General features: G+C 70.5%; 20 protein-coding genes, 1 other RNA gene and 2 pseudogenes. 8 read left to right on the top strand and 15 right to left on the bottom strand.

Features of this window, described 5'->3' with window-relative positions; translation table 11 throughout:
* Window positions 1-229: 229 nt before the first annotated feature.
* Entirely contained in the window at window positions 230-430 is a 201-nt protein-coding gene (locus AB0N66_RS26900; protein ID WP_365439667.1) for a hypothetical protein, read from the top strand.
* A gap of 149 nt (window positions 431-579) precedes the next feature.
* Here AB0N66_RS26900 and AB0N66_RS26895 read toward each other — a convergent pair whose 3' ends face one another.
* The 7 genes and pseudogenes from AB0N66_RS26895 to AB0N66_RS26865 all read right to left on the bottom strand — a co-directional run bounded on the left by AB0N66_RS26895 (window position 580) and on the right by AB0N66_RS26865 (window position 4,857).
* On the bottom strand, window positions 580-735 hold the full coding sequence (locus AB0N66_RS26895) for a hypothetical protein (protein ID WP_365439665.1): 156 nt from the start codon (window positions 733-735) through the stop codon (window positions 580-582).
* Window positions 736-1,485: 750 nt separating this feature from the next.
* Window positions 1,486-1,683, bottom strand: a pseudogene (locus AB0N66_RS26890) (transposase); the annotation flags it as partial.
* Window positions 1,684-1,941: 258 nt separating this feature from the next.
* An RNA gene (gene rnpB / locus AB0N66_RS26885) (RNase P RNA component class A) lies at window positions 1,942-2,343 on the bottom strand.
* A 130-nt stretch (window positions 2,344-2,473) separates the two neighbouring features.
* Window positions 2,474-2,629: pseudogene (locus AB0N66_RS26880) on the bottom strand (EamA family transporter); the annotation flags it as partial.
* A complete protein-coding gene (locus AB0N66_RS26875; RefSeq protein ID WP_365439663.1) occupies window positions 2,563-3,255 on the bottom strand; it encodes a DMT family transporter in 693 nt (230 codons plus the stop codon). The gene AB0N66_RS26875 and the pseudogene AB0N66_RS26880, both read right to left, overlap by 67 nt.
* A 115-nt stretch (window positions 3,256-3,370) precedes the next feature.
* Entirely contained in the window at window positions 3,371-4,192 is an 822-nt protein-coding gene (locus AB0N66_RS26870) for an AraC family transcriptional regulator (protein ID WP_365439661.1), read from the bottom strand.
* An 86-nt stretch (window positions 4,193-4,278) separates the two neighbouring features.
* Window positions 4,279-4,857 (bottom strand): Uma2 family endonuclease, encoded by a 579-nt coding sequence (locus AB0N66_RS26865; protein WP_365439659.1) that lies wholly within the window; start codon window positions 4,855-4,857, stop codon window positions 4,279-4,281.
* Window positions 4,858-5,032: 175 nt separating this feature from the next.
* On the opposite strand from AB0N66_RS26865, the gene AB0N66_RS26860 reads away from it, so the two are divergent.
* Window positions 5,033-5,851 (top strand): MerR family transcriptional regulator, encoded by an 819-nt coding sequence (locus AB0N66_RS26860; RefSeq protein ID WP_365439657.1) that lies wholly within the window; start codon window positions 5,033-5,035, stop codon window positions 5,849-5,851.
* Window positions 5,848-6,480, top strand: coding sequence for a hypothetical protein (locus tag AB0N66_RS26855; protein ID WP_365439655.1), 633 nt, complete (start codon window positions 5,848-5,850; stop codon window positions 6,478-6,480). The genes AB0N66_RS26860 and AB0N66_RS26855 overlap by 4 nt, the downstream gene beginning before the upstream one ends.
* On the opposite strand, the gene AB0N66_RS26850 is transcribed toward AB0N66_RS26855, so the two are convergent.
* The gene (locus tag AB0N66_RS26850; protein WP_365439653.1) at window positions 6,431-7,888 is read right to left on the bottom strand and encodes an RNB domain-containing ribonuclease; all 1,458 of its coding nucleotides are present in this window, start codon (window positions 7,886-7,888) and stop codon (window positions 6,431-6,433) included. The genes AB0N66_RS26855 and AB0N66_RS26850 overlap by 50 nt on opposite strands.
* A 100-nt stretch (window positions 7,889-7,988) precedes the next feature.
* On the opposite strand from AB0N66_RS26850, the gene yaaA reads away from it, so the two are divergent.
* Entirely contained in the window at window positions 7,989-8,789 is an 801-nt protein-coding gene (yaaA, locus tag AB0N66_RS26845; RefSeq protein ID WP_365439651.1) for a peroxide stress protein YaaA, read from the top strand.
* 110 nt (window positions 8,790-8,899) lie between these two features.
* Window positions 8,900-9,544, top strand: a complete 645-nt coding sequence (gene eda, locus AB0N66_RS26840) for a bifunctional 4-hydroxy-2-oxoglutarate aldolase/2-dehydro-3-deoxy-phosphogluconate aldolase (protein ID WP_365439649.1) — start codon at window positions 8,900-8,902, stop codon at window positions 9,542-9,544.
* Between the two features lie 25 nt (window positions 9,545-9,569).
* Here eda and AB0N66_RS26835 read toward each other — a convergent pair whose 3' ends face one another.
* The 3 genes from AB0N66_RS26835 to AB0N66_RS26825 all read right to left on the bottom strand — a co-directional run bounded on the left by AB0N66_RS26835 (window position 9,570) and on the right by AB0N66_RS26825 (window position 12,589).
* Window positions 9,570-10,928 carry a bifunctional RNase H/acid phosphatase gene (locus AB0N66_RS26835; RefSeq protein ID WP_365439647.1) on the bottom strand — a complete coding sequence of 453 codons (1,359 nt, stop codon included), beginning with the start codon at window positions 10,926-10,928 and terminating at the stop codon, window positions 9,570-9,572.
* A gap of 69 nt (window positions 10,929-10,997) precedes the next feature.
* Window positions 10,998-11,741, bottom strand: a complete 744-nt coding sequence (locus AB0N66_RS26830) for a C4-type zinc ribbon domain-containing protein (RefSeq protein WP_365439839.1) — start codon at window positions 11,739-11,741, stop codon at window positions 10,998-11,000.
* Complete coding sequence (locus AB0N66_RS26825; RefSeq protein ID WP_365439645.1) at window positions 11,738-12,589, bottom strand: Nif3-like dinuclear metal center hexameric protein; 852 nt, start codon at window positions 12,587-12,589, stop codon at window positions 11,738-11,740. Before AB0N66_RS26825 ends, AB0N66_RS26830 begins: the two co-directional genes overlap by 4 nt.
* Before the next feature lie 243 nt (window positions 12,590-12,832).
* Between AB0N66_RS26825 and AB0N66_RS26820 the strand changes: the two genes are divergently transcribed.
* Together AB0N66_RS26820 and AB0N66_RS26815 are read left to right on the top strand one after the other, a co-directional pair.
* Window positions 12,833-14,104, top strand: a complete 1,272-nt coding sequence (locus tag AB0N66_RS26820) for a hypothetical protein (RefSeq protein WP_365439643.1) — start codon at window positions 12,833-12,835, stop codon at window positions 14,102-14,104.
* Between the two features lie 45 nt (window positions 14,105-14,149).
* Complete coding sequence (locus AB0N66_RS26815) at window positions 14,150-14,302, top strand: hypothetical protein (protein ID WP_365439641.1); 153 nt, start codon at window positions 14,150-14,152, stop codon at window positions 14,300-14,302.
* 201 nt (window positions 14,303-14,503) lie between these two features.
* On the opposite strand, the gene AB0N66_RS26810 is transcribed toward AB0N66_RS26815, so the two are convergent.
* The 3 genes from AB0N66_RS26810 to AB0N66_RS26800 form a co-directional block, all read right to left on the bottom strand.
* Window positions 14,504-15,442: a 3-oxoacyl-ACP reductase gene (locus AB0N66_RS26810; protein WP_365439639.1), complete on the bottom strand. Its 939-nt coding sequence runs from the start codon at window positions 15,440-15,442 to the stop codon at window positions 14,504-14,506.
* Between the two features lie 38 nt (window positions 15,443-15,480).
* Window positions 15,481-16,566 carry a Zn-dependent alcohol dehydrogenase gene (locus tag AB0N66_RS26805; RefSeq protein ID WP_365439637.1) on the bottom strand — a complete coding sequence of 362 codons (1,086 nt, stop codon included), beginning with the start codon at window positions 16,564-16,566 and terminating at the stop codon, window positions 15,481-15,483.
* 74 nt (window positions 16,567-16,640) lie between these two features.
* Window positions 16,641-17,516 (bottom strand): MaoC/PaaZ C-terminal domain-containing protein, encoded by an 876-nt coding sequence (locus tag AB0N66_RS26800; RefSeq protein WP_365439635.1) that lies wholly within the window; start codon window positions 17,514-17,516, stop codon window positions 16,641-16,643.
* A gap of 410 nt (window positions 17,517-17,926) precedes the next feature.
* Between AB0N66_RS26800 and AB0N66_RS26795 the strand changes: the two genes are divergently transcribed.
* Window positions 17,927-19,237 carry a sensor histidine kinase gene (locus AB0N66_RS26795; protein ID WP_365439633.1) on the top strand — a complete coding sequence of 437 codons (1,311 nt, stop codon included), beginning with the start codon at window positions 17,927-17,929 and terminating at the stop codon, window positions 19,235-19,237.
* Here the strand turns inward: AB0N66_RS26795 and AB0N66_RS26790 are convergent.
* Complete coding sequence (locus AB0N66_RS26790; protein ID WP_365439631.1) at window positions 19,221-20,186, bottom strand: zinc-binding alcohol dehydrogenase family protein; 966 nt, start codon at window positions 20,184-20,186, stop codon at window positions 19,221-19,223. The genes AB0N66_RS26795 and AB0N66_RS26790 overlap by 17 nt on opposite strands.
* Between the last annotated feature and the right edge of the window lie 135 nt (window positions 20,187-20,321).

The following is a 20,321-nucleotide window of genomic DNA, read 5'->3' as shown; positions in this document are numbered from 1 at the left end:
AGGACCGCACCACCGCGACCAGCTGGTTGATCTCGACGCACAAGCCTCGCGCCGGTCCCCACGGCCGCCCCGCCCGCTTCCTCTCGCTGGCCACTCGATCTCCCCCATGGTTTGTTCGCCGGACAACCCCCTGTTGTCACTGGAGAAACATCCAACCGTCCCACCTGCGGTTCCGCCCGGGGATCGTCGTAACTCGTCATCGACACCACACGACCCAGGCGGTGCCCTCATGAAACACACCTTCCCGGCGTTCCTGCTCCTCGCGCTGGCGGTGGCCGTCCTCTTTTCCATCGTCGTCGCGGCGATCGCCTTCGCCCTCGCCCGTTGGGAGGGAGCCGCGGTGCCGACGGCCCTGTCCCGCTGCAGCATCACGTTCGCCGCGAGCCTCACCCTGTGCCTGGCCGTCTTCACGGTGCTGGACCGGACGTAGCGAAGGGGAACAGGAGACAGACGGCCGACGGGACGTTCCCAACACGCTCCAGGGGGATGCTCCGGTTCACCCCCGGGTCGGCGGGAAGCACGTCGAACAGCGTCTCGTCGTCGACCACGATGTCGTGGTCCCCGCCGACGCGGGGGAGTTCAGTCGGCTTCGGCGACATTGTCGACGAGCAGGATGCGCTCGACGCCGTCATCAGCCTCGCCGGGTTCCTCCTGGACGCCAACTTCCAGGCTGGCCAATTCACCGCGAACGACGCAGAGCACATGGCGTCGATGTTGATGGTGATCCGCGAACACATTCGGCCTCCTTCCGCTCGGCCTTGTGGATGGGCCGGAAGGCACCGAGATGGACGGGGTCACGCTCGACCTGCAGGAGATGGTCAACGCCATCCGGGCTCTCCGCGAACAGTCAGGCTCGCAGGGGTAGCTGGAAGGATTGCAGCTTGAGCCTCGGCGAAAGCTACCCTCTCGCGGCATGACCAACCGAGAGCCCGAAGTCTCCGGCGACATCGACGAGCAAGACTGGCCCGCGGCACTCGACCGGGCCCTGGTGTCCGCGTACTTTCCGAGCCGGAACCGATCACCCAAGACGCAGTGCGCAAGCGTCGGACTCGGGTCACGTCGAGCCACTTGACGAAGGGCTCATCGCGACAAACTGATACGGGAGGCCTGTTCAGAGCAGCGACTTCAACGAGACGTGGCAACAGGTTGTCGCACGGGCCGGTCTTCCTGAACGTGCCCGTTTCCATGATCTCAGGAGCTTCTACACCTCCACGCTCGGCGGCCCAGGTCAGCACGATCCGGAGACAGTCCAATCCCTCTCGCGTCAAGCCCGTTTCACCGAAACCTGGGACACGTATGCCCGCCCGCCAAAGATTGCAGAAGGTCTGACGGTGACCGCTTTCGGCCAGGCATTCCACTCGATCCTCCAGCGGCCCAACGGGTGTTGAGTACAGCGCGATCATCTCGTTCGCCGCGCTCTGTGACCGAACACTGCGCCCCTTCCGCCACGGCCGGGCGGCACACGGCCGGGGGGAGGGACTATGGCGGGCCGGTGTTGGTGAGGTCCAGGGCCCCCTCCAGACCGGGGAAGACGCTGGTGAGCTGGGCGCGGAGCTGGTTAACGATGCGCGTGCGGTCAGCGACCAGGTCCATGCGACGGCCGGTGAGGATTTTGAGGTCGGTGACACTCTCGTCGCCGATCCGTAAGAGGTGCAGGTCGCGTCGGATGCGTGCTTGGTCGGAAGACGCGCCGGACAATACTTCGAAAGCGTCCGAGGCTTCTCTTCTCGCTGCCCACCAGGGTCCAGCTGCTCCGACACCCCCCAGCAGGCGCCCGAAACGTTCACGCTTATCCCCCTATGGGGTCGGACGCGGACGACAAGACTTGGCGTACATCGGCACGTTGCAATTCACAGACGCACTCAAATTCGACCCCGAAACGACCCCAACAGATCAAGGATTCGCAAAAAACAGGCTCTGACCTGCATAAACTTAGAGCGGCAGACGAGTCGGGCTGTACGCCGGGTTCTGTCGCCGGTCGGCCTCACGGCCGGCCGGGAGACGGCCATCCATCTAGGGCCGGCGTTGCCGCCGGCCTCGTGCGGTCTACCCGCGGACTCGGGCGGGCAGCCCTCGAACGTCCGCGCAGAAACACCGGAGTGTTTCCTTTTGACCTTGCTCCGGGTGGGGTTTACCTAGCCGCCTGAGTCGCCTCAGGCGCTGGTGGTCTCTTACACCACCGTTTCACCCTTACCCGGGACCGAAGTCCCTGGCGGTCTGTTTTCTGTGGCACTGTCCCGCGGGTCACCCCGGGTGGCCGTTAGCCATCACCCTGCCCTGTGGAGCCCGGACGTTCCTCGGGGAGGTCCGCAAGGACCTCCACGCGGCCGTCCGCCCGGCTCGTCTGCCGTGTCGACCATGATACCGGGCGGATGACCCTCTTCGGTCCGGACTTCGGCCCCGAGGCCGCCGTGGCCAGGAAGGATCCCGCCAGGATCAGGGCGAAGGACACCGCGACGCCCGCGGTCAGGGACTCGTCCAGGAACGTCACACCCGCCGCCACCGCCACCGCCGGGTTGACGTACGTGAAGACCATCGCCCGGGTAGCCCCGGCCTCGCGGATCAGTTCGAGGAAGACGACGAAGGCGACGGCCGTGCAGATGACGCCCAGGCCTGCGAGGGAGGCCAAGACCGAGGAGAGGACGGGACCTCGGATGGCCAGGTCAGGGCTGCCCCGGGGGCGTACACCAGGGCCGCGAGCAGCAGGCACGGGGCTATCAGCTGGAGCGTCGGGACCGGCTTCAGGTGGTGCGCGACGATCAGGGGCGCCGTCGCGTATCCGAGCACCGTGATCAGCATCTCCGCGAGGGAGCGGGCGTCGCCGCCGGTGAGGTGCGGGACGGTCAGGACCGCGACGCCGGCCAGGCCGAGGCTGAGGCCGGTGATCCGCCGGGTCCCGAGCCGTTCGGTGTCGCCGAAGAAGCGGGCGAGGACGACACCGACGATCGGTACGCCCGCGATCAGCAGGCCGGCCGTGGAGCTGGACAGGTGGCGCTCCGCGTCCGTCAGGGTCCACCACGGGCCGATGATCTCGATGACGGCGAAGGCCAGCATCGGGCGCCAGTGCGTCCGTACGACGCGGACGAGCCCCCCTTGCCGTACGGCGAAGGGAAGCAGCAGCGCCGCGCCGAGCACGCAGCGCGTGAAGACGACCATCGACGGGGAGACCCCGTCCACCGCCACTTTGATCATCAGGTAGGGGATGCCCCAGAGGACTCCCATCAGGGAGAAGAGAAGCCAGCCGCGTGCAGTCATGCGGGCAGTCTCCGCCGGGTCGACGGGCGGTGTCTTGAACGCTGTTGCGCAACCGGTCGCGGAGCTGCGCGACCGTTCGCGCAGCCACGCCACCGGGAGCACGCTCCTCGCGCAGCTACGCCGCCGGCAACACGCTCGTGCGGTACGCCGCCGGAGTCACCCCCAGCACTCGCCGGAACCAGCGCGTCAGATGCGCCTGGTCCGCGAAGCCCACCAGGCCCGCCACCTCGGCGGGGCGCCGCCCGGCCTCGAGAAGCCCGCGGGCCCTGTCCACCCGGTGCTGGGCGAGCCAGGCGTACGGCGGTATCCCCATCGTCGTACGGAAGGCGCGCAGGAGTTGGTAGCGGGAGAGACCGAGGTCGGCGGCGAGGTCTGCGAGTGAAGGCGGGCTCTGCAGCTCGTCGGCGAGGCGCTCGCGTACGGCGTGCGCGACGTGGCCGGCCCCCGGGATCGTGTCGCACACCGGGCGGGCCGTGGAGTGGCGGCGGGCGAGGGCCGTGAGCAGCCAGGGAATGCGGGACTCGGCCTCCAACAGGTCCGGGCAGACGCTGAGTTCGGTGTGCGCGGTTCGCAGGGCAGCGGCCAGTTCGGGGTCGTCGAGGAGCGGTTCGCGGAAGTGCGGCAGGGTCAGGGTGCCCTCGCTGAGGAGGGAGACGTCCGGGTACATCGCACGGTACGCGTAGCCCTCGCAGGCGGCGGGCCCACCCGTGTGCACCTCACCGGGGGCGAGAACGACGATCGAGCCCGGTCCGGTACGGATCCGGCCGCCTCGGTAGTCGATGAGCTCGGCACCGTCGACGCAGACCCCGATGGTGAACTCCGCGTGGGTGTGCGGGGCGTACCGGTGCCGGTCGAAGCGGGCGGTCAGCAGATCGAGCGGACGTCCGTCCCGCCCGAGGGTCGCCCTGGTCCAGAGCGCCTGCTCACGTCCGCCCACCCCGTACTCCCCCGCCACCTCGGCTCACTGTCGGAGGTGCAACGCCTGAGCGCTCCCCTTCCATACCGCGAGGACGAGCGCGGGGCTCAGAGGAAGTCCGTCGTGTCCAGCTCGAAGGCGAACGGTTCCGGGAGGGCCAGCGGCTTACCGAAGGGGAGCGTGCAGTGTTGCCGGTAGTCGTCCCGTTCCGGGGCGCTGAACAGCGTCACCGAGGAGTCGTCCCGGTCGACGAGCAGGTAGAGCGGGATGCCGCCACGGGCATAGCAGCGGCGCTTGGCCTCGCGGTCGATCCTGGGCTTGGTGGAGGTCACCTCCAGCACCATGGCGACGCCGTCGCATGGCATCCAGGGTTCGGCGCCCCGGTAGAGCCGCAGTTCCTCGGGGGCGAACGTACCGTCCGGAATCGCGTGGTCCTTCGGGCAGCCTCCCCCGCTCTTCAGCTTCAGCCCCTTGTGCCCGGAGAACTGAATGTCGGTCCGGGACCGCCTGATCATCTGGCTCACGATCAGGCTGATGTAGTCCTCGTGGTCCCCGTCCGGCGGCGGCGTCACGACAATCTCCCCCTCGATCAGTTCCGCCCGGAAACCCTCCGGGGTGTCGAGGGCCAGGAAGATCTCCAGCAATCCCTCTGCCGGCGTGATCGGCTCATGGGCCACAGCAGTCATGTCACGCCCCTCCTTCGGTCGCTCGCCAGACTGGGACATCGAGTGATCACCCGTCCATGAGATCGGGAACTGTTCCCTCGATCGTGGCACACGACCACGGGCACCGTCAGGCCTCGCCCGCCCGGCGCGCGCCGTCGCTTGACCCTGTCGCAGCGTCAACGTTTCTACTGGGGTCATGCGGATCGGAGAACTCGCCACGGCCGTCGGTGTCACGACGCGGACCGTGCGGCACTATCACCATCTTGGGCTGCTGCCCGAGCCGGAGCGCCGCTCCAACGGCTATCGGGACTACGGGCTGCGGCACGCCGTCGTGCTGGCCCGGATCCGGCGGCTCACCGAGCTGGGGCTCGGGCTGGCCGAGGTGCGGGACGTGCTCGCGGACGACGCGGGGCGCGAGCTCGCCGAGGTGCTCGCGGAGCTGGACGAGGATCTGGCGCGGCAGGAGGAGGCGATCCGGGAGCGGCGGGAGCGGCTGGCTGCGCTGATGCGCGACGGGGTATCCGCCGAGGGACCCCTCTCCCCCGAACTGTCCTCGCTGTTCAGGGAGATGGCCGGCGGACCCGAATCGCCCATGGCCGCGAAGGACCGCGAGATGCTGGCGCTCATCGAGACCGCGGCGTCCCCGGAGGAGCGGCAACGGCTGCTGGCCGGGCTGCGCGGCGCGTTCGCGGCGCCGGGTGCGGTGGAGCGGGCGCATCAGGTGTACGCCCTGCTCGACGCGCTCGCGGACGCGGATCCGGCCGACCCGCGCGTGGAGGACGCCGCGCTGGCCATCGTCGACTGTCTGCCGGACGCCCTGCTGCCTGGGGGCGAGGTGGACGGCGACAGCAGTTTCCTGCGCGCCTTCTACGCCGACTTCGCACCGGCCCAGGCAGAGGCGCTCCGCCGCACGATGCGGATGGTCGCGGAGCGACAGCAAAAACAAAAACAAAAACAAAAGCAACAGCCACAGCCACAGCCACAGCCACAGCCACAGCAAAGGAGTACGCCATGAAAGCCACGTACGGACTCCTACGACTGCTACGACTGCTGCGACGGCTCCTCGCCCACGAGTCACGGCTGCTCGCGAGCCTCTGGCGGTGGTTGGCCCGGCGGCCCCACGGGGTGGGTGACGGGCGCGGGTTCGGGTATGCGCGCGGGCAGGCCGCGATGATGTTCGGGCTTGCGTTCGTGTGCGTCGTGGAGACCGTCGGCATGTCCGTGCTGCTGCGTGACTGGCCCCTCGTGGAGCGAGCCGTCCTCGTCCTCGACGTCTACACGGTGGTCTTTCTGATCGGCCTGTACGCGGCCTGCGTGACCCGGCCCCACGTGCTGGACTCCGGCGCCCTGCGGGTGCGCAACGGCGCCCATGTCGACCTGCGGATACCGCTGGAGAACATCGCCTCCGTACGCCGCGAGGTGCGTTTCACCCACGAGCGGGAGGAGGGTGAACTGAACCTCCCCGTGGGCGCACAGACCGAGGTGACCCTCGAACTCGCCACCCCGGTAAGGCACTTCAGTTTCCTGGGCCGGAAACGGGCCGTACATCTCGTACGTCTTCACGCGGACGACCCCGACGAACTGGTCCGGAGCCTCAAGCGGGCGCGAACCGCACCTTCGCCGCTCCCGGGTCGGCCTGCGTGAGCCGTACCCGCAGCCGCTCCCCCAGCGGCAGCGGCGCGGGCCCGCCGACGAGCCGGGCGACCACCGCAGGAGACTCCAACTGCACGGTCCCGACGGTGGGTTCACGTTCCTGTACGTCCACCACGCAGCCCTCGAACACCTCGCCGATCCGGTCCTTGAGCAGCGCGGCCTCGACGATGTCGACGCACTCGCGCTCGACGGTGCCCTGGCGCCGGGTGCCGTCGGCCATCTCCTTGGGGAGTTCACCGAGGGCGGCCAACACCCAGTCGGGGGGCGACTGTTCGGCGACCGCCGCGAGGCAGATCTCGGAGGCGTAGCGGTCGGCGAGGCGGCGTAGCGGGGCTGTGCAGTGGGCGTAGGGCGCGGCGACGGCGGCGTGTGAGGTGACCTCGGGGAGCACGCCGTCCTGGAACACCGTGTAGCCCGCGCCGCGCAGCAGCGTCGTGCACTCCTGGAGGAAGGCCGCGTGGTGCGGCTGGTGCGGGTCGAGGGAGCGGATGAGTTGCGCGTACGAGACGTGGTGCGGCCAGTCGATGTGCAGGGCCTTGGCGGTACGGCGGAGCCGGCCGACCGCGCCGTCGGGTGCGGCGGGGAGGGTGCGCAGGACGCCGGTGCCGTGGGCGAGCATGAGCTCGGCCGCCGCCATTCCGGTGAGCAGGGAGATCTGCGCGTTCCAGCCTTCGGCGGGGAGCGGGGCGCGGTAGGCGAGTTCGTACGTCCCGTCCGCCCCGTCCACCCCGTCCTTCTCGACGATCTCCTGCTCGGGCACGCTGAGCGAGATACCGCCGCGCTCCACTTCAAGTCCCTCGCGCAGCAGCCCGATGTCCTTCAGCAGCGCGAGCGGTTCCTCGGCCGTCCGGTCGTCGATCCGCTGCTGTACCTGCGCGTAGTCGAGCTTGGCGCGGCTGCGTACGAGGGCTCGGCGTACGTCGGTCGTCTCCGTACGGCCGTCCGCGTCGAGGTCGATCGTCCACAGCACGGCCGGGCAGGTCTGGTCCGGGAGCAAACTGGCGGCGCCCTCGGAGAGTTGGGGCGGGTGCAGCGGGACCTTCTCGTCCGGGAAGTACAGCGTCGTCACGCGGCGGTGGGCCTCGGCGTCCAGGGCGCCGCCGGGTGCGACGAACGCGGCGACATCGGCGATGGCGTACCGGACACGAAAGCCTCCCGGGCGGCGTGCCAGGTGCATCGCCTGGTCGAGGTCCCTGGACGTCGGCGGGTCGATGGTGAAGAGCGGGATGTCCGTCGCGTCGTGGGAGTCGTGGGAGGGGAGACGAGGTGCCCGCGCGGCTTCGTCGAGCACGCCGGGCGGGAAGCTCTCGGGCACGTCGAGCTCGGCACGCAGTGCGCGCAGCGCGGCCCGCAAGGGGGCCTCGGCTGTGCCGGTGACACGGATGCGACGGCGAGGCATGGGTCGAGCGTAGGCCGCGCCGCATCGGGCGGCACTCCGGGCGCTTGCCGCGTACCCCTTAGGCTTGCCCGGGCCAGATCCACCGTAGGGAGATACCACCGTGCTCGTGCTGCTGCCGCCCTCCGAAGGCAAGGCCCCCTCCGGCCGGGGAACCGCGCTGAAGCTGGAGTCGCTGTCGCTTCCGGGGCTCACCGAGGCGCGTCAGTCGGTGCTCGACGAGCTGGTCGAGCTGTGCCTGGGCGACGAGGAGAAGGCGCGAGAGGTGCTCGGGCTGAGCGAGGGCCTGCGCGGCGAGGTCGCCAAGAACACGGAGTTGCGGACGGCGGGCGCGCGCCCTGCCGGGGAGATCTACACCGGGGTCCTGTACGACGCCCTGGACCTGGCCTCGCTCGACTCGGCGACCAAGCGCCGCGCGGGCCGCTCGCTCCTCGTCTTCTCGGGTCTGTGGGGCGCGGTCCGGGTGACCGACCGGATCCCCTCGTACCGCTGCTCGATGGGTGTGAAGCTGCCCGCGCTGGGAGCGCTGGGCGCGTACTGGCGTACGCCGATGGCCGCCGCGCTCCCCGAGGCGGCCGGCAACGGGCTCGTCCTCGATCTGCGGTCCTCCGCGTACGCGGCCGCCTGGCGGCCGAAGGGCGAGATCGCCGCGCGGACGGCCACCGTACGGGTGCTGCACTCGCAGCTCGTGAACGGCGTCGAGAAGCGGTCCGTCGTCAGCCACTTCAACAAGGCGACCAAGGGAAAGATCGTGCGCAGCCTGCTCACGGCGGGCGCGGCTCCCAAGGGTCCGGCTGAGCTGGTCGAGGCGTTGCGGGATCTCGGGTACGCGGTGGAGGTCGAGGCGCCGGGCAGGGCGGGCAGGCCTTGGGCGCTGGACGTGGTGGTTACAGAGATCCACTGAACTCCGGGTTCACCCAAACTCCCGCCTCAGTGAACTCACACCTCAACAGCGCGTTGCAGCATACGCAATGACCTTTGCGCATGTTGCGCACCCCGGGCAGGATGAGCGGCATGACTTCGCCGCTGCCCTCATCTCCGCATGCCTCCGTGCTGGACCTCGCGCCGGTCGTCCCCGTCGTCGTGCTCGCGGACGCCGCCGACGCCGTGCCGCTCGCGCGGGCGCTGGTCGCGGGCGGGCTGCCGGTGATCGAGGTGACGCTGCGGACACCGGCGGCGCTCGACGCGATCCGGGCGATGGCGGCGGAGGTCCCGGACGCGGTGGTGGGGGCGGGGACCGTGCTCTCGCCGGCTCAGGTGGCTCAGTCCGTGGACGCCGGGGCGCGCTTTCTCGTCAGCCCCGGCTGGACGGACGTACTGCTCGCCGCCATGGAGGGGTCCGGGGTGCCGTTCCTGCCGGGGGTGTCCACGACGTCGGAGGTTGTGGCGCTGCTGGAGCGGGGGGTGCGCGACATGAAGTTCTTCCCGGCGCAGGCGGCGGGCGGTACGGCGTATCTCAAATCGCTGGCGGGCCCGCTGCCGCAGGCTCGGTTCTGCCCTACGGGCGGTATAGGGCTCGCCTCCGCACCGGAGTACCTGGCCCTGCCCAACGTCGGCTGTGTGGGCGGGAGTTGGATGCTCCCCGAGGACGCGCTCGCGGCACAGGACTGGGGGCGGATCGAGTCCCTGGCACGCGAGGCGGCGGCGCTGCGGCCTTAGCGACAGCTCCCTCAGCGGACCCTGCTCAGCGAAGGTGGGACGTGTCGTTGAAGACGCGCAGGCTCGCGTTGCCGTCCGCGTAGTACGCCACCGCGGAGAGGGAGGCCGCGGACAGCTCCATCCGGAACAGCGACTCCGACGGGGCGCCGATCGCGAGGCGTACGAGGGTCTTGATCGGGGTGACGTGGGTGACGAGCAGGACGGTGCGGCCCGCGTACGCGGCGATGAGCTTGTCGCGGGTGAGGGCGATTCGGCGGGCGGTGGCCTCGAAGCTCTCGCCACCGCCGGTGGGTTCGACGTCCGGCGATGCGAGCCAGGCGTTGAGGTCGTCGGGGTAGCGCTCCCGTACCTCGCCGAACGTCAGACCCTCCCACGCGCCGAAGTCGGTCTCGCGCAGGCCTTCCTCGATGACCACATCGAGCCCGAGGCGGGCGGCTACGGCCGCGGCGGTCTCGCGGGTGCGGGCAAGGGGGGACGCCACGATCGCCTGGATCGTGCCGCGTGCGGCGAGGGCCGTTGCGGCTCGCTCGGCCTGGTCCCGGCCTACTTCGGACAGGGCCGGGTCCGTGCCGCCGCTGCCGGAGAAGCGTTTCTGGGGGGTGAGGGGGGTCTCGCCGTGGCGAAGGAGCACGAAGGTGGCGGGGGCGCCGAGGTCCGGGGGTGCGCCCCAGCCGACGGACGGGGTCCCGGTGGCCAGGTTTCGCGCTGCCCGCACGTCGGATTCGGCCTTGGCGGCTGCGCCGCCGGATGACGGGGAACCGCCGGGAGTCTTCAGACTGCGGGCCGCCTGGGGCTGGTCGCGTAGTTCCCCGCGCCCCTGAAGGGGCGCTCCCGAACCCGGCGCCTTCAGGGCAGCCCGTACCTTCGCCGCACCCGCGACCGCGTCCCCGGGCGGACCCGCCGGCTCAGCCGCAGCCGACCTCGCCGCCCGCGCATCCAGCTCCGCCGTCGAAGCCGACGGCGACCACCGCTCGCCCCGCTTCCCCGCGTCCATCGCCTCGTTGGCGAGTCGGTCGGCGTGCTTGTTCTTCTCGCGCGGGATCCACTCGTACGTCACTTGTGACGGGGGGAGGATTCGCGCAGCCTCCGCCGCGAGGGGCTTCATGTCGGGGTGTTTGATCTTCCAGCGGCCCGACATCTGCTCGACGACGAGCTTGGAGTCCATGCGGACGCGGACCGAGGCGGCGGGGTCAAGTTCGCGGGCCGCCTTCAGGCCGGCGATCAACCCCCGGTACTCCGCGACGTTGTTGGTGGCCACGCCGATGTACTCGGCGGCCTCCGCCAGCGTTTCCCCGGTGGCCGCGTCGATGACCACGGAGCCGTAGCCCGCGGGTCCCGGGTTGCCCCGGGAACCGCCGTCGGCCTCGACGATGAACTCCCGCACCGCACAAGCTCCTTACTGGCCTACCGGCTACTTGGCCTACTTGGCTACTGGTCCGTAGGCCTACCGGCCCTACAGGCCGGACTCGGACGTGCGGATCAGGATGCGGCGGCAGTTCTCGCAGCGGAGCACGGTGTCGGGGGAGGCGGCCTTCACCTCGTTGACCTCGGTGATGTTGAGCTCCAGGCGGCAGCCCTCGCAGCGGCGCTGGTAGAGGCGCGCCGCACCGACGCCGCCCTGCTGCTGGCGCAGCTTGTCGTAGAGCTTGAGGAGGTCGGCGGGGACGACTCCCGCGATGACCTCGCGCTCCTTGGTCGCCGTGGCCGCCTCGCTGTCGAGCGACTCGTAGGAGGCGTCCCGGCGCGCGGTCGCGTCGTCGATCTTCGACTGGACGGAGGAGACCCGCTCGGTCAGCTCGGCGGACCTCTCCTGCGCGGACTCGCGGCGCTCCATGATCTCCAGGACGACGTCTTCCAGGTCGCCCTGCCGCTTGGCGAGGGAGATGATCTCGCGCTGGAGGTTCTCCAGGTCCTTGGGCGAGGACACGGCGCCGGAGTCGAGGCGCTGCTGGTCGCGGACGGCGCGCTGGCGCACCTGGTCGACGTCCTGCTCCGCCTTGGTCTGCTCGCGGGCGCAGTCGCTGTCCTCGGTCTGCGCGGCGACGAGCAGGTCACGCAGCTGGGTGAGGTCCTTGGTCAGGGACTCGATCTCGGCGTGCTCGGGCAGCGACCTGCGCTTGTGCGCCAGTTGCTGAAGGCGGGCGTCGAGGGACTGGACGTCGAGGAGTCGGATCTGGTCGGCGGGCGCGGCGTTCAGTTGGGGGCTCCTGATGTATCGGTAGTCGAGGCCGCGTGGGCGGTCCAGGGGTCGGTGACCGTCTTGGAGACGTGGACGCGAAGTCCCCATCCCTTCCGGTCGGAGATCTCGTCGAGCTGGGCGGCGGCCAGCTCGCACCAGGGCCACTCGGTGGCCCAGTGCGCCGCGTCGAGCAGCGCGAGAGGACTGTGGGCGCGGGCCTCGCTCACCGGGTGGTGGCGCAGGTCCGCGGTGAGGAAGGCGTCAACGCCTGCGGCGCGTACGTCGTCGAAGAGGCTGTCGCCGGAGCCGCCGCTGACCGCGACGGTCCGCAGCAGCGCCTCGGGGTCGCCCGCGACGCGGATGCCCTGCGCGGTGGCGGGCAGCCGCTCGGCGGCGCGCGCGGCGAACTCGCGAACGGTCAGCGGGTGGTCCAGCTCACAGACGCGGCCGAGGCCCCGGCGGCCGTCCGGGTCTGTCGGGTCCGGCACGAGGGGCCGTACGACCCGGAGGTCGAGCGCGCCCGCGAGGGCGTCCGAGACTCCCGGATCGGCACGGTCGGCGTTCGTGTGGGCGACGTGCAGCGCGATGTCGTGTCTGATCAGGGTGTGCACGACGCGGCCCTTGAAGGTGTCGGCCGCGACCGTCGTCGTACCGCGAAGGTAGAGCGGGTGGTGGGTGACCAGCAGGCCGGCGCCCAGCTTCAGTGCCTCGTCGACGACGTCCTGGACGGGGTCGACGGCGAACAGGACGCGTGTGACCTCCTGGTCGGGGTCGCCGCAGACCGTGCCGACCGCGTCCCACCCCTCGGCCCGCTCCGGAGGCCAGAGGGCGTCGAGCGCGGCGATGACTTCAGACAGACGGGGCACGAAGAAAGGCTACCTGGCTCAGGCCGGTCCCCCACCGGCCGCGGGCCACTCGGCCGGGACCCCGGCGACGGACGCGTCGCGGTCACCCCGTTCCCGCCACCCGCCGCCCGTCCCGTTCAGCACATCCGCCCCCGTTTCCTCAGGCGAATCTCGACATAGCCACCCTTATGTGTGAAGCGTCCGCCCGCCGGTCCCACGACCGTGCGTACGAAAACTAGCTTCGTGGCCGGAGGTGACCGAACGATGACGGCCTGTGCGACCGAACCCGGGAACGAGGCGGCTGAGAACGAGCGGGCCGCCCGCCCTACCTGCGTGATCACCGCGGACGGCACGTACGCGGCACGCCTCGCCCTCGACGGCGAGTCCTGGTATCCGGAGCGCTGGACTCTGGACGGCCCCGAGCCGTACGCCGTACCCCTGCCCTCCCATCAGCCGGAGGAGCCCGGCACCGAGGTGCTGCCGCTGACCGACGGACGGGTGCTGATCCACCGCGAGACCGACCGGCGGCACGCGTTCTCGCTGCTCTACCCGACCGGGCCCGGCACCGGTGAGCTGCCGCTCGGCGCGGTGGAGTGCCCGGAGGAGGGGACCCGGCTGCGGCTGCTGCCGCCCGCGCCGGACGGGGAGCACGCGTACGCCCTCGCCGTCGGCCGGGGGTCCACAGCGGTGTGGCAGGTGGCAGGCGGCGCCTTCGGGCCCGAGCATCTGGCCGAGGTGCCAGGCCGCTGCTCGGGCGGGGTGTGGCTGGACGGCACAGGACGCCTGCTGGCCCTGGACCGCTTCCAGGACGGCCACACCAAGACGGTCGTCGTGGACCTGGAGCGCGGCGGCGAGGTGTCCCCGCTGCTCCAGATCGCCGAGAACAGCAACGACCGGCTGCTCCTCGCGGACCCCGACAGCGGACTGCTCCTCATCCGCTCCGACGCCCCGTCCCCGGGCCACGACCGCCTCGGGTGGGGCGTCCTCGGCAGCACCCTGCCGATCCGCTTCCCGGAGAGCCTCAACCTGGCCGACCGCACGGTGACCCCGTTCGCGATCCAGCCCGGCCAGGTACTGATGCCGGAGAGCTGCGCGGTGGCCCTGCGCATCGACGGCCCACCCGGCACCTGGGTGGGCCTGTGGCGCCCCACCGAACGGCTGGTCCAGCATTTCCCGGCACCCGAGGGGTGGTTGACGGGGACGGGCCTGTGGAGCAGCGCGGGAGTGCTCCAACTGCCTTACGCGACAGGGTCGGTGGCGTACGGGGTGGCGAGGTTGCAGGTGCCGCCGGAACAGCCGGAGCAGCCGGAAAGGGACGACCCGCCGCCCGCGGAGCGGGTGACGCCCCGCCCGATCCCTCTCCAACAGGCACCTTTGAGCGGAGGGCGACATTCAGCCCGTCCGGCGTTTGAGGACGAGGCCGTCCAGGCCGAAGGGGGGTCTGGGGGCGCAGCTCCTAGGGACGGGAAGGGTAGGGGCGGCGGGGGCGAGAAAAACCCCAGCCCCGCCGAAGCCCCGGCCCTGGCCGCCGGTTAGAATCCCCCGGCACAAGAAGGATCTTGTCTACGGGGTGAACACAAGATGAGCGACACCAGCACCATGCAAAGCCCGACCACTGACACCCGAGCCGAGGGCCACGGCAAGCACCGCGGCCCGGTGGTCTCCGGCGGGGACGCGGACGCGACCCCGCAGGGCCGCCACCGCAAGCCGTCCGACCAGGGCAACCCGGCCTGACGACAGGCCGCAGTCACAACCGGCAACAACAACACGGCCCCGCTCGCTTCACAGCGAGCGGGGCCGTTCCGTGCGCCAGTAGCCACACCCACATGCCGATCGAGAAGGTCTAACCGCTCGTGAAGACCTAACGGCTCGTGAAGGACTAACCGCTCGTGAAGAGCTAACCGCTCGTGAGTGGGTTATCCGCTCGTGAATGGGCTATCCGCGCTTGAGTCCCAGCACCTCCGCCGCCGCGAACGTCTCCCCCGTCGGGCGCTCGGCGTAGTACGGGCTGAGCAGCGCGTCCAGTTCGTCGTACGTGAAGGTGTCCTCTTTGCTGTCGAACCTGGCGGCCACCCGCGGGCGTTCGACGATCGCGACCATGCCGCCGTGCACGACGAGAAGCTGACCGTTGACGTGCGCGGCGGCGGGCGAGGTCAAGTAGCCGACGAGCGGGGCAACATGCTCGGGAGCGAGCGGATCCAGGCCGTCCTCGGGCTCGGCGAAACCGGCGAACACGTCCTGGGTCATGCGGGTCCGGGCGCGCGGGCAGATCGCGTTCGCGGTGACGCCGTACTTCGCGAGAGCCAGTGCCGTGGAGGTGGTCAGCCCGACGATTCCGCCTTTGGCCGCCGCGTAGTTGGGCTGTCCCGCCGAGCCGGCGAGGAACGCCTCCGACGAGGTGTTCACGACCCGCCCATACACCGGCCCGCCCGCCGCCTTGGACCGCGCCCGCCAGTGCGCGGAGGCGAAGTGGGTGGTGTTGAAGTGGCCTTTCAGATGCACTCTGATGACCGAGTCCCACTCGTCCTCCGACATCGAGAAGACCATCCGGTCGCGCAGGATGCCCGCGTTGTTGACCAGGATGTCCAGCTTGCCGAACTCACTGACCGCCAACTCGACCAGGGCGCGGGCCTGTTCGTGGTCGGCGACGTCACCGGTGTGGGCGACGGCCCGGCCGCCCGCGGCACGGATCTCGGCGGCGACCTCCTCGGCGGGGGTGGCCGACGCCTCGCCGGAACCGTCCCTCCCGGGCCGGCCGTAGTCGTTGACGACGACGGCCGCGCCGAGACGGCCGAGTTCGAGCGCCTCCACCCGCCCGAGCCCGCGCCCCGCGCCGGTGACGATCGCGGCCAGCCCCTCAAGTGGCAGTGACATCAAGGTCCTTAGGGGTCGCGAAGAAGGTGTTGTGGGGGTCAGATCTCGATGCACGTACGCAGCGCCGTGCCCGTCCGCATCTGGTCCAGTGCCTCGTTGATCTCGGCGAGCGGCACCCGGTGGGTGATCAGGCTCTCCAGGTCGATGCGGCCCGCACGCCACAGGGCGACGGTCCGCTCGTAGGAACGCAGGACGTCTCCGCCGCCGTACATCGAGGGCAGGATCCGCTTCTCGTCGAAGAACAGCTCGAACATGTTGAGCTGGAGGAAGTCGTCCATGGCGCCCGCGCCGACGATGACGAGGGTGCCGCCGCGCCGGGTGTTCTCGTACGCGGTGCGGGCGGTGGAGGAGCGGCCGACGACCTCGAAGACGTAGTCGAAGCCCTCGCCCGCGGTGATCCGCTGCTTGGCGTCCGGGAGTTCGTCCGGGGAGACGGCCTGGGTGGCGCCGAACTTCAGCGCGGCCTCGCGACGGGAGGCGACCGGGTCGACGGCGACGATCTCGGCGGCGCCCTTGAGCCGTGCGCCCTGGATCGCGGAGATGCCGACGCCGCCGCAGCCGATGACGGCGACCGACGAACCGGCTTCCACGTCCGCGGTGTTGAGGGCGGCGCCGAGTCCGGTGGTGACCCCGCAGCCGATGAGGGCGGCGATGTCGAAGGGCACGTCGTCGGGGATCGGCACGGCGCATCCGGCGTCGACCACGACCTCCTCGGCGAAGGTGCCGGTGCCCGCGAAGCCGAATACATCGGAGGGGGTTCCGCCGGGGCGCCTGAAGTTGGGGGTGCCCGCGTTCATGAACCCGGCCAGGCACAGTTCGGTCTGGCCGCGCTTGCAGGCGGGACAGACGCCGCAGGCCGGCAGCCAGCAGACGACGACCCGGTCGCCGGGTTTGACGCTCGTGACGCCCTCGCCGACCTCGACGACCTCGCCGGCGCCCTCGTGCCCGGGCACGAACGGCGCGGGCTGCGGCAGTACGCCGCTCATCGCCGACAGGTCCGAGTGGCACAGCCCCGTGGCCCGTACCCGGATCCTCACCCGGCCCGGCCCGAAGCCCACCGCCTCGATGTCGTCGAGGACTTCCAGCTTGTCCTGGCCTATCTCGTGCTGTACGGCTGCGCGCATGGTGCGGCTCCCCTCGGGAAGGACGTCGGGAAGGACGTCACGGAGGTACGTACGACAGTCAGGCGATGCGACGGTCAGGCGTGCTCAACGATCGTGTCGGCGAGGACCGGAGCGTCGTCCCGCTCCGCCGCAGTCACCGCCACCTGGATCCCGCCGGGGCGCCGCCACATCCGGATGCGCAGGGTCTCGCCGGGGTAGACGACACCGGCGAAGCGGGTCGTGTACGAGTGGACGCGGGCCACGTCCCCGCCGAGCAGCGTGTCGACGACCGCCTTGAGCGTCATCCCGTACGTGCACAGCCCGTGCAGGATCGGCCGGTCGAACCCGGCGACCTTGGCGAACTCGGGGTCGGCGTGCAGCGGGTTCCAGTCGCCGGAGAGCCGGTAGAGCAGGGCCTGGTCCTCGCGAACCGGGCGTTCAACTTCCTTGTCCGGTAGCCCGGTTGGTGCTTCGAGGCGGGCAGAGGGGCCTCGGTCGCCGCCCCAGCCGCCTTCACCCCGTACGAAGATCTGGGCGTCGTTCGTCCACAACGGGCCCTCGGCGTCGGTGACTTCGGTGCGCATGACGAGGATCGCGGCCTTGCCCTTGTCGTACACCGCGGCGATCCGCGAGGTGGCCGTCGCCCTGCCCTCGACCGGGATCGGGCGGTGCAGTCGGAGGCTCTGGCCGCCGTGCAGGACGCGGGCCAGGTCGACTTCGACACCGGGCATGGAGAGGCTGCCGGTCACACCCGGGGAGCCCGCGCCCGCGACGGTCGCGAAGCTCGGCAGGACGTGCAGCCTGGACTCCAGGGTGTACCGCAGCTCGTCCGGGTCCGTCGCGGGGCTCTCCTTGTCGGGATTGGCGCCCGCACCGAGGCCGAGGTGGTAGAGCTGGACGTCCTTGTGACCCCAGGCGATCTCTCCGATCCGGGGTTCGGCGGCGAGGGCCTTGGCGGCGTCGATGGGCATGGGGCTCCTGGTCGCTCGTGATCTCGCCTGCAACTGCTCGTGATCGCTTGCCGTCGCTCGTGATCGCCGGCAAGCGGTGGTCGTTCTCGTGATCGGTGGTCGTTCTCGCGATCGGTGGTCGTTCTCGTGATCGCCTGTGGAAAACCTCGGTACGGCCGTCCGCACCGTCGGCCGCACCGAGGTCGACGCTGGGCCGTGGAACCCGCCTCTTCTAGAACGCGTTCCAGTCCGGCGACCCCTTGTATAGCCCAGCGCCCGATAGTTGTGAAGACTCCTGACACCATGTCAGATCGGGGCAGGATCGACGGGCCGTGACATTTGTCCCGCCCAACTCCTTACAAACACCTCTGCCGGGCGGCAGCCCCAGTCCGTAGCGTCGGACTCATCGCATTCGACGAGGGGGAGACGCGATGGCCGGGAAGAAGAAGAGGAACTGTCGCAGCACCGCGCTCGGGAAGTCCGGGGAGTCGCGGCACGACGACGTGGGCCACCCGCCCAGCGGCTTCGCGCTGCTGCCCTGGCTGCTGATGGGTATGGGCTCGTTCTCCAACCTCGTCCAGGGCAGGACGGCGAACCCCGTGGTCGGCGGCCTGGGTCTGCTCGCCTTCAACTCTCTCTACATCTACGTCGTGTTCCGCGCCTTCTCGAAGGAGACGCGGGAGGCCCGCTCCACCCGGGTGGCGCTCGTCCTGATGGCACTGCTGACCTCGGGTCTCACCATCGGGTACGGCGACACATGGCTGTGGTTCTTCCCGCTGCTTGGCCTGGCCGTGGGCTCGGTGGTCAGGGGCAAGCCCCTCGGCCGGATCGCGCTCGGCCTGAGCGTCCTCGCCGGGACCATCGCCTGGTTCCACGAGGGCTGGGCCGCGGTCAACATCGCCTACGGCACCTTCCTGTCCACCGCGGTGACCGCCGCGATCCTGTCCCTCTCCGATGCGGTACGTGAACTGCGCGCAGCCCGAGAGGAGTTGGCGCGCCGCGCGGTCGAGAAGGAGCGGCTGCGTTTCTCCCGCGATCTGCACGACCTGCTCGGCCACACGCTTTCGGTGATCGTGGTGAAGTCGGAGGCGGCCCGTCGTCTGGCCCACCGCGACCTGAACGCGGCCCTCGTCCAGGTCACGGACATCGAGTCGGTCGGCCGCCAGGCCCTCACGGAGATCCGCGAGGCGGTCACCGGCTATCGCGAGGGCAGCCTCGACACCGAACTGGACGGCGCCCGCTCGGCACTGTCCGCGGCCGGAGTCGAACCGGCCGTCCACCGGTCGGGCACACCCCTCGCACCGCAGATCGAGGTCCTCCTCGGCTGGGTGGTCCGCGAGGCCGTCACCAACGTCGTACGGCACAGCGGCGCCACCCACTGCGACATCACCGTCGACAGCACCCCCGAACGCGTCCGCCTGACCGTCACGGACGACGGCACCGTCCCCGCGGCCGCCCAGGAGCCCGGCATCAGTACCGGTACCGGCATCAAGGGCCTCACCGAACGCCTCGCGGCAGCGGGGGGCTCGTTGGAGGCAGGGCCCGGTTCGCGCGGCGGGTTCACGGTGTCGGCCGAACTTCCGGTGGAGCCGATGGATCCGATGGACGCGTTGGGTGCGGTGTATCCGATGGGAGTGGCGGATCCGATGGATGCGGTGGGCTTGAGGGACCCGGCGGGCTTGAAGGACCCGGCAGGCTTGGGGGATCCGGGAGAGCCGCAGTCGGTCAGGCACCGGAGGTGAGCACAATGCGCCGGCCGGGCGCCGTAGGGGTGTTCCACGCCTGCTCGACCTCGCACAGAGGCAGGGCGAGGGGGTCGACCGCCAGGGTTCCGGAGGCGATCTCCGCGACGAGGGCGGGCAGTTCGGCGAGGATTCCGGCGGTGGTGACCGAACCCTGGCCGCTGCCCATGATCTGGAGGTTCGCCGCGCGCAGCAGGTAGGAGGGCAGGGTGATCTCCGCGCCGGCCATGGAGCCGATCTGGATCCAGGCCAGCGGCTTGGCGCGCTCGGGGCGTGCGGTGAGCAGGGCGGGCATGGCGTGTTCGGCTACCGGGCCCCACAGGTAGTCGATGACCACGTCCGCGTCGCCCGCGCTCCGGCCGAGTTGGTCGGCGACCTTCTCCGGGTCGCCCAGCAGAGAGATGGTCTCGTCCGCGCCCAGGCCGGGCAGCAGGTCCAGACGCTCGGCGTCGCGGCCGGCGCCCACGACATGGGCGGCGCCGAGGTGCTTGGCGATCTGGACGGCGAGTTGTCCGGAGTTGCCGGTCGCACCCAGGACCAGGACGCGGGCGCCCGGCTTGAGCGTGACGCGGCTGCGGAGGGCGACCCAGGAGGACATGCCGGGATTCATCGCGGCGGCCACGGCGACCGGGTCGGTGCCGGCCGGCAGGGTGATGGCGCGGCGGCGGTCGACGACGGCCTGCTCCGCCATGGTGCCCGGGGCGGTTTCGTGGGCGACGAAGTAGAGCAGTTCACCCTGCGGCGTACGGCCGACCGCGTCGATGCCGGGGACCAGCGGCAGGACGCCGCCCGAGGTGTAGTGGGTGCCGTTGGCGTCGGAGCGCACCCGCGGATGGAGACCGGCGGCCAGTACGTCCACCAGGATCTCGTGCTCCCCGGCGGGCCGGGGTGTGTCGATGGTGTCGAAGCGGGGCGGGGCGTCGAAGGAACGGACGACGGCTGCGTGCATGGCTGGCTGGCCTCCTGGATCGGGCGGACACCCGTATGGTTTGCGGCGCGTACTACTTTCGTTTCAGTGTCCGCGATAGTTTGCGTCACGTACTAATTCGAAGGTAGTTTGCGTCACGTACTAAGTCAAGCGGAG

It is taken from the genome of Streptomyces sp. NPDC093544, from assembly GCF_040683495.1.
Classification (GTDB): Bacteria; Actinomycetota; Actinomycetes; order Streptomycetales; family Streptomycetaceae; genus Streptomyces.
The sequence above is the reverse complement of the archived record's forward strand: the minus strand, read 5'-3'. Positions and strand labels throughout refer to the sequence as shown.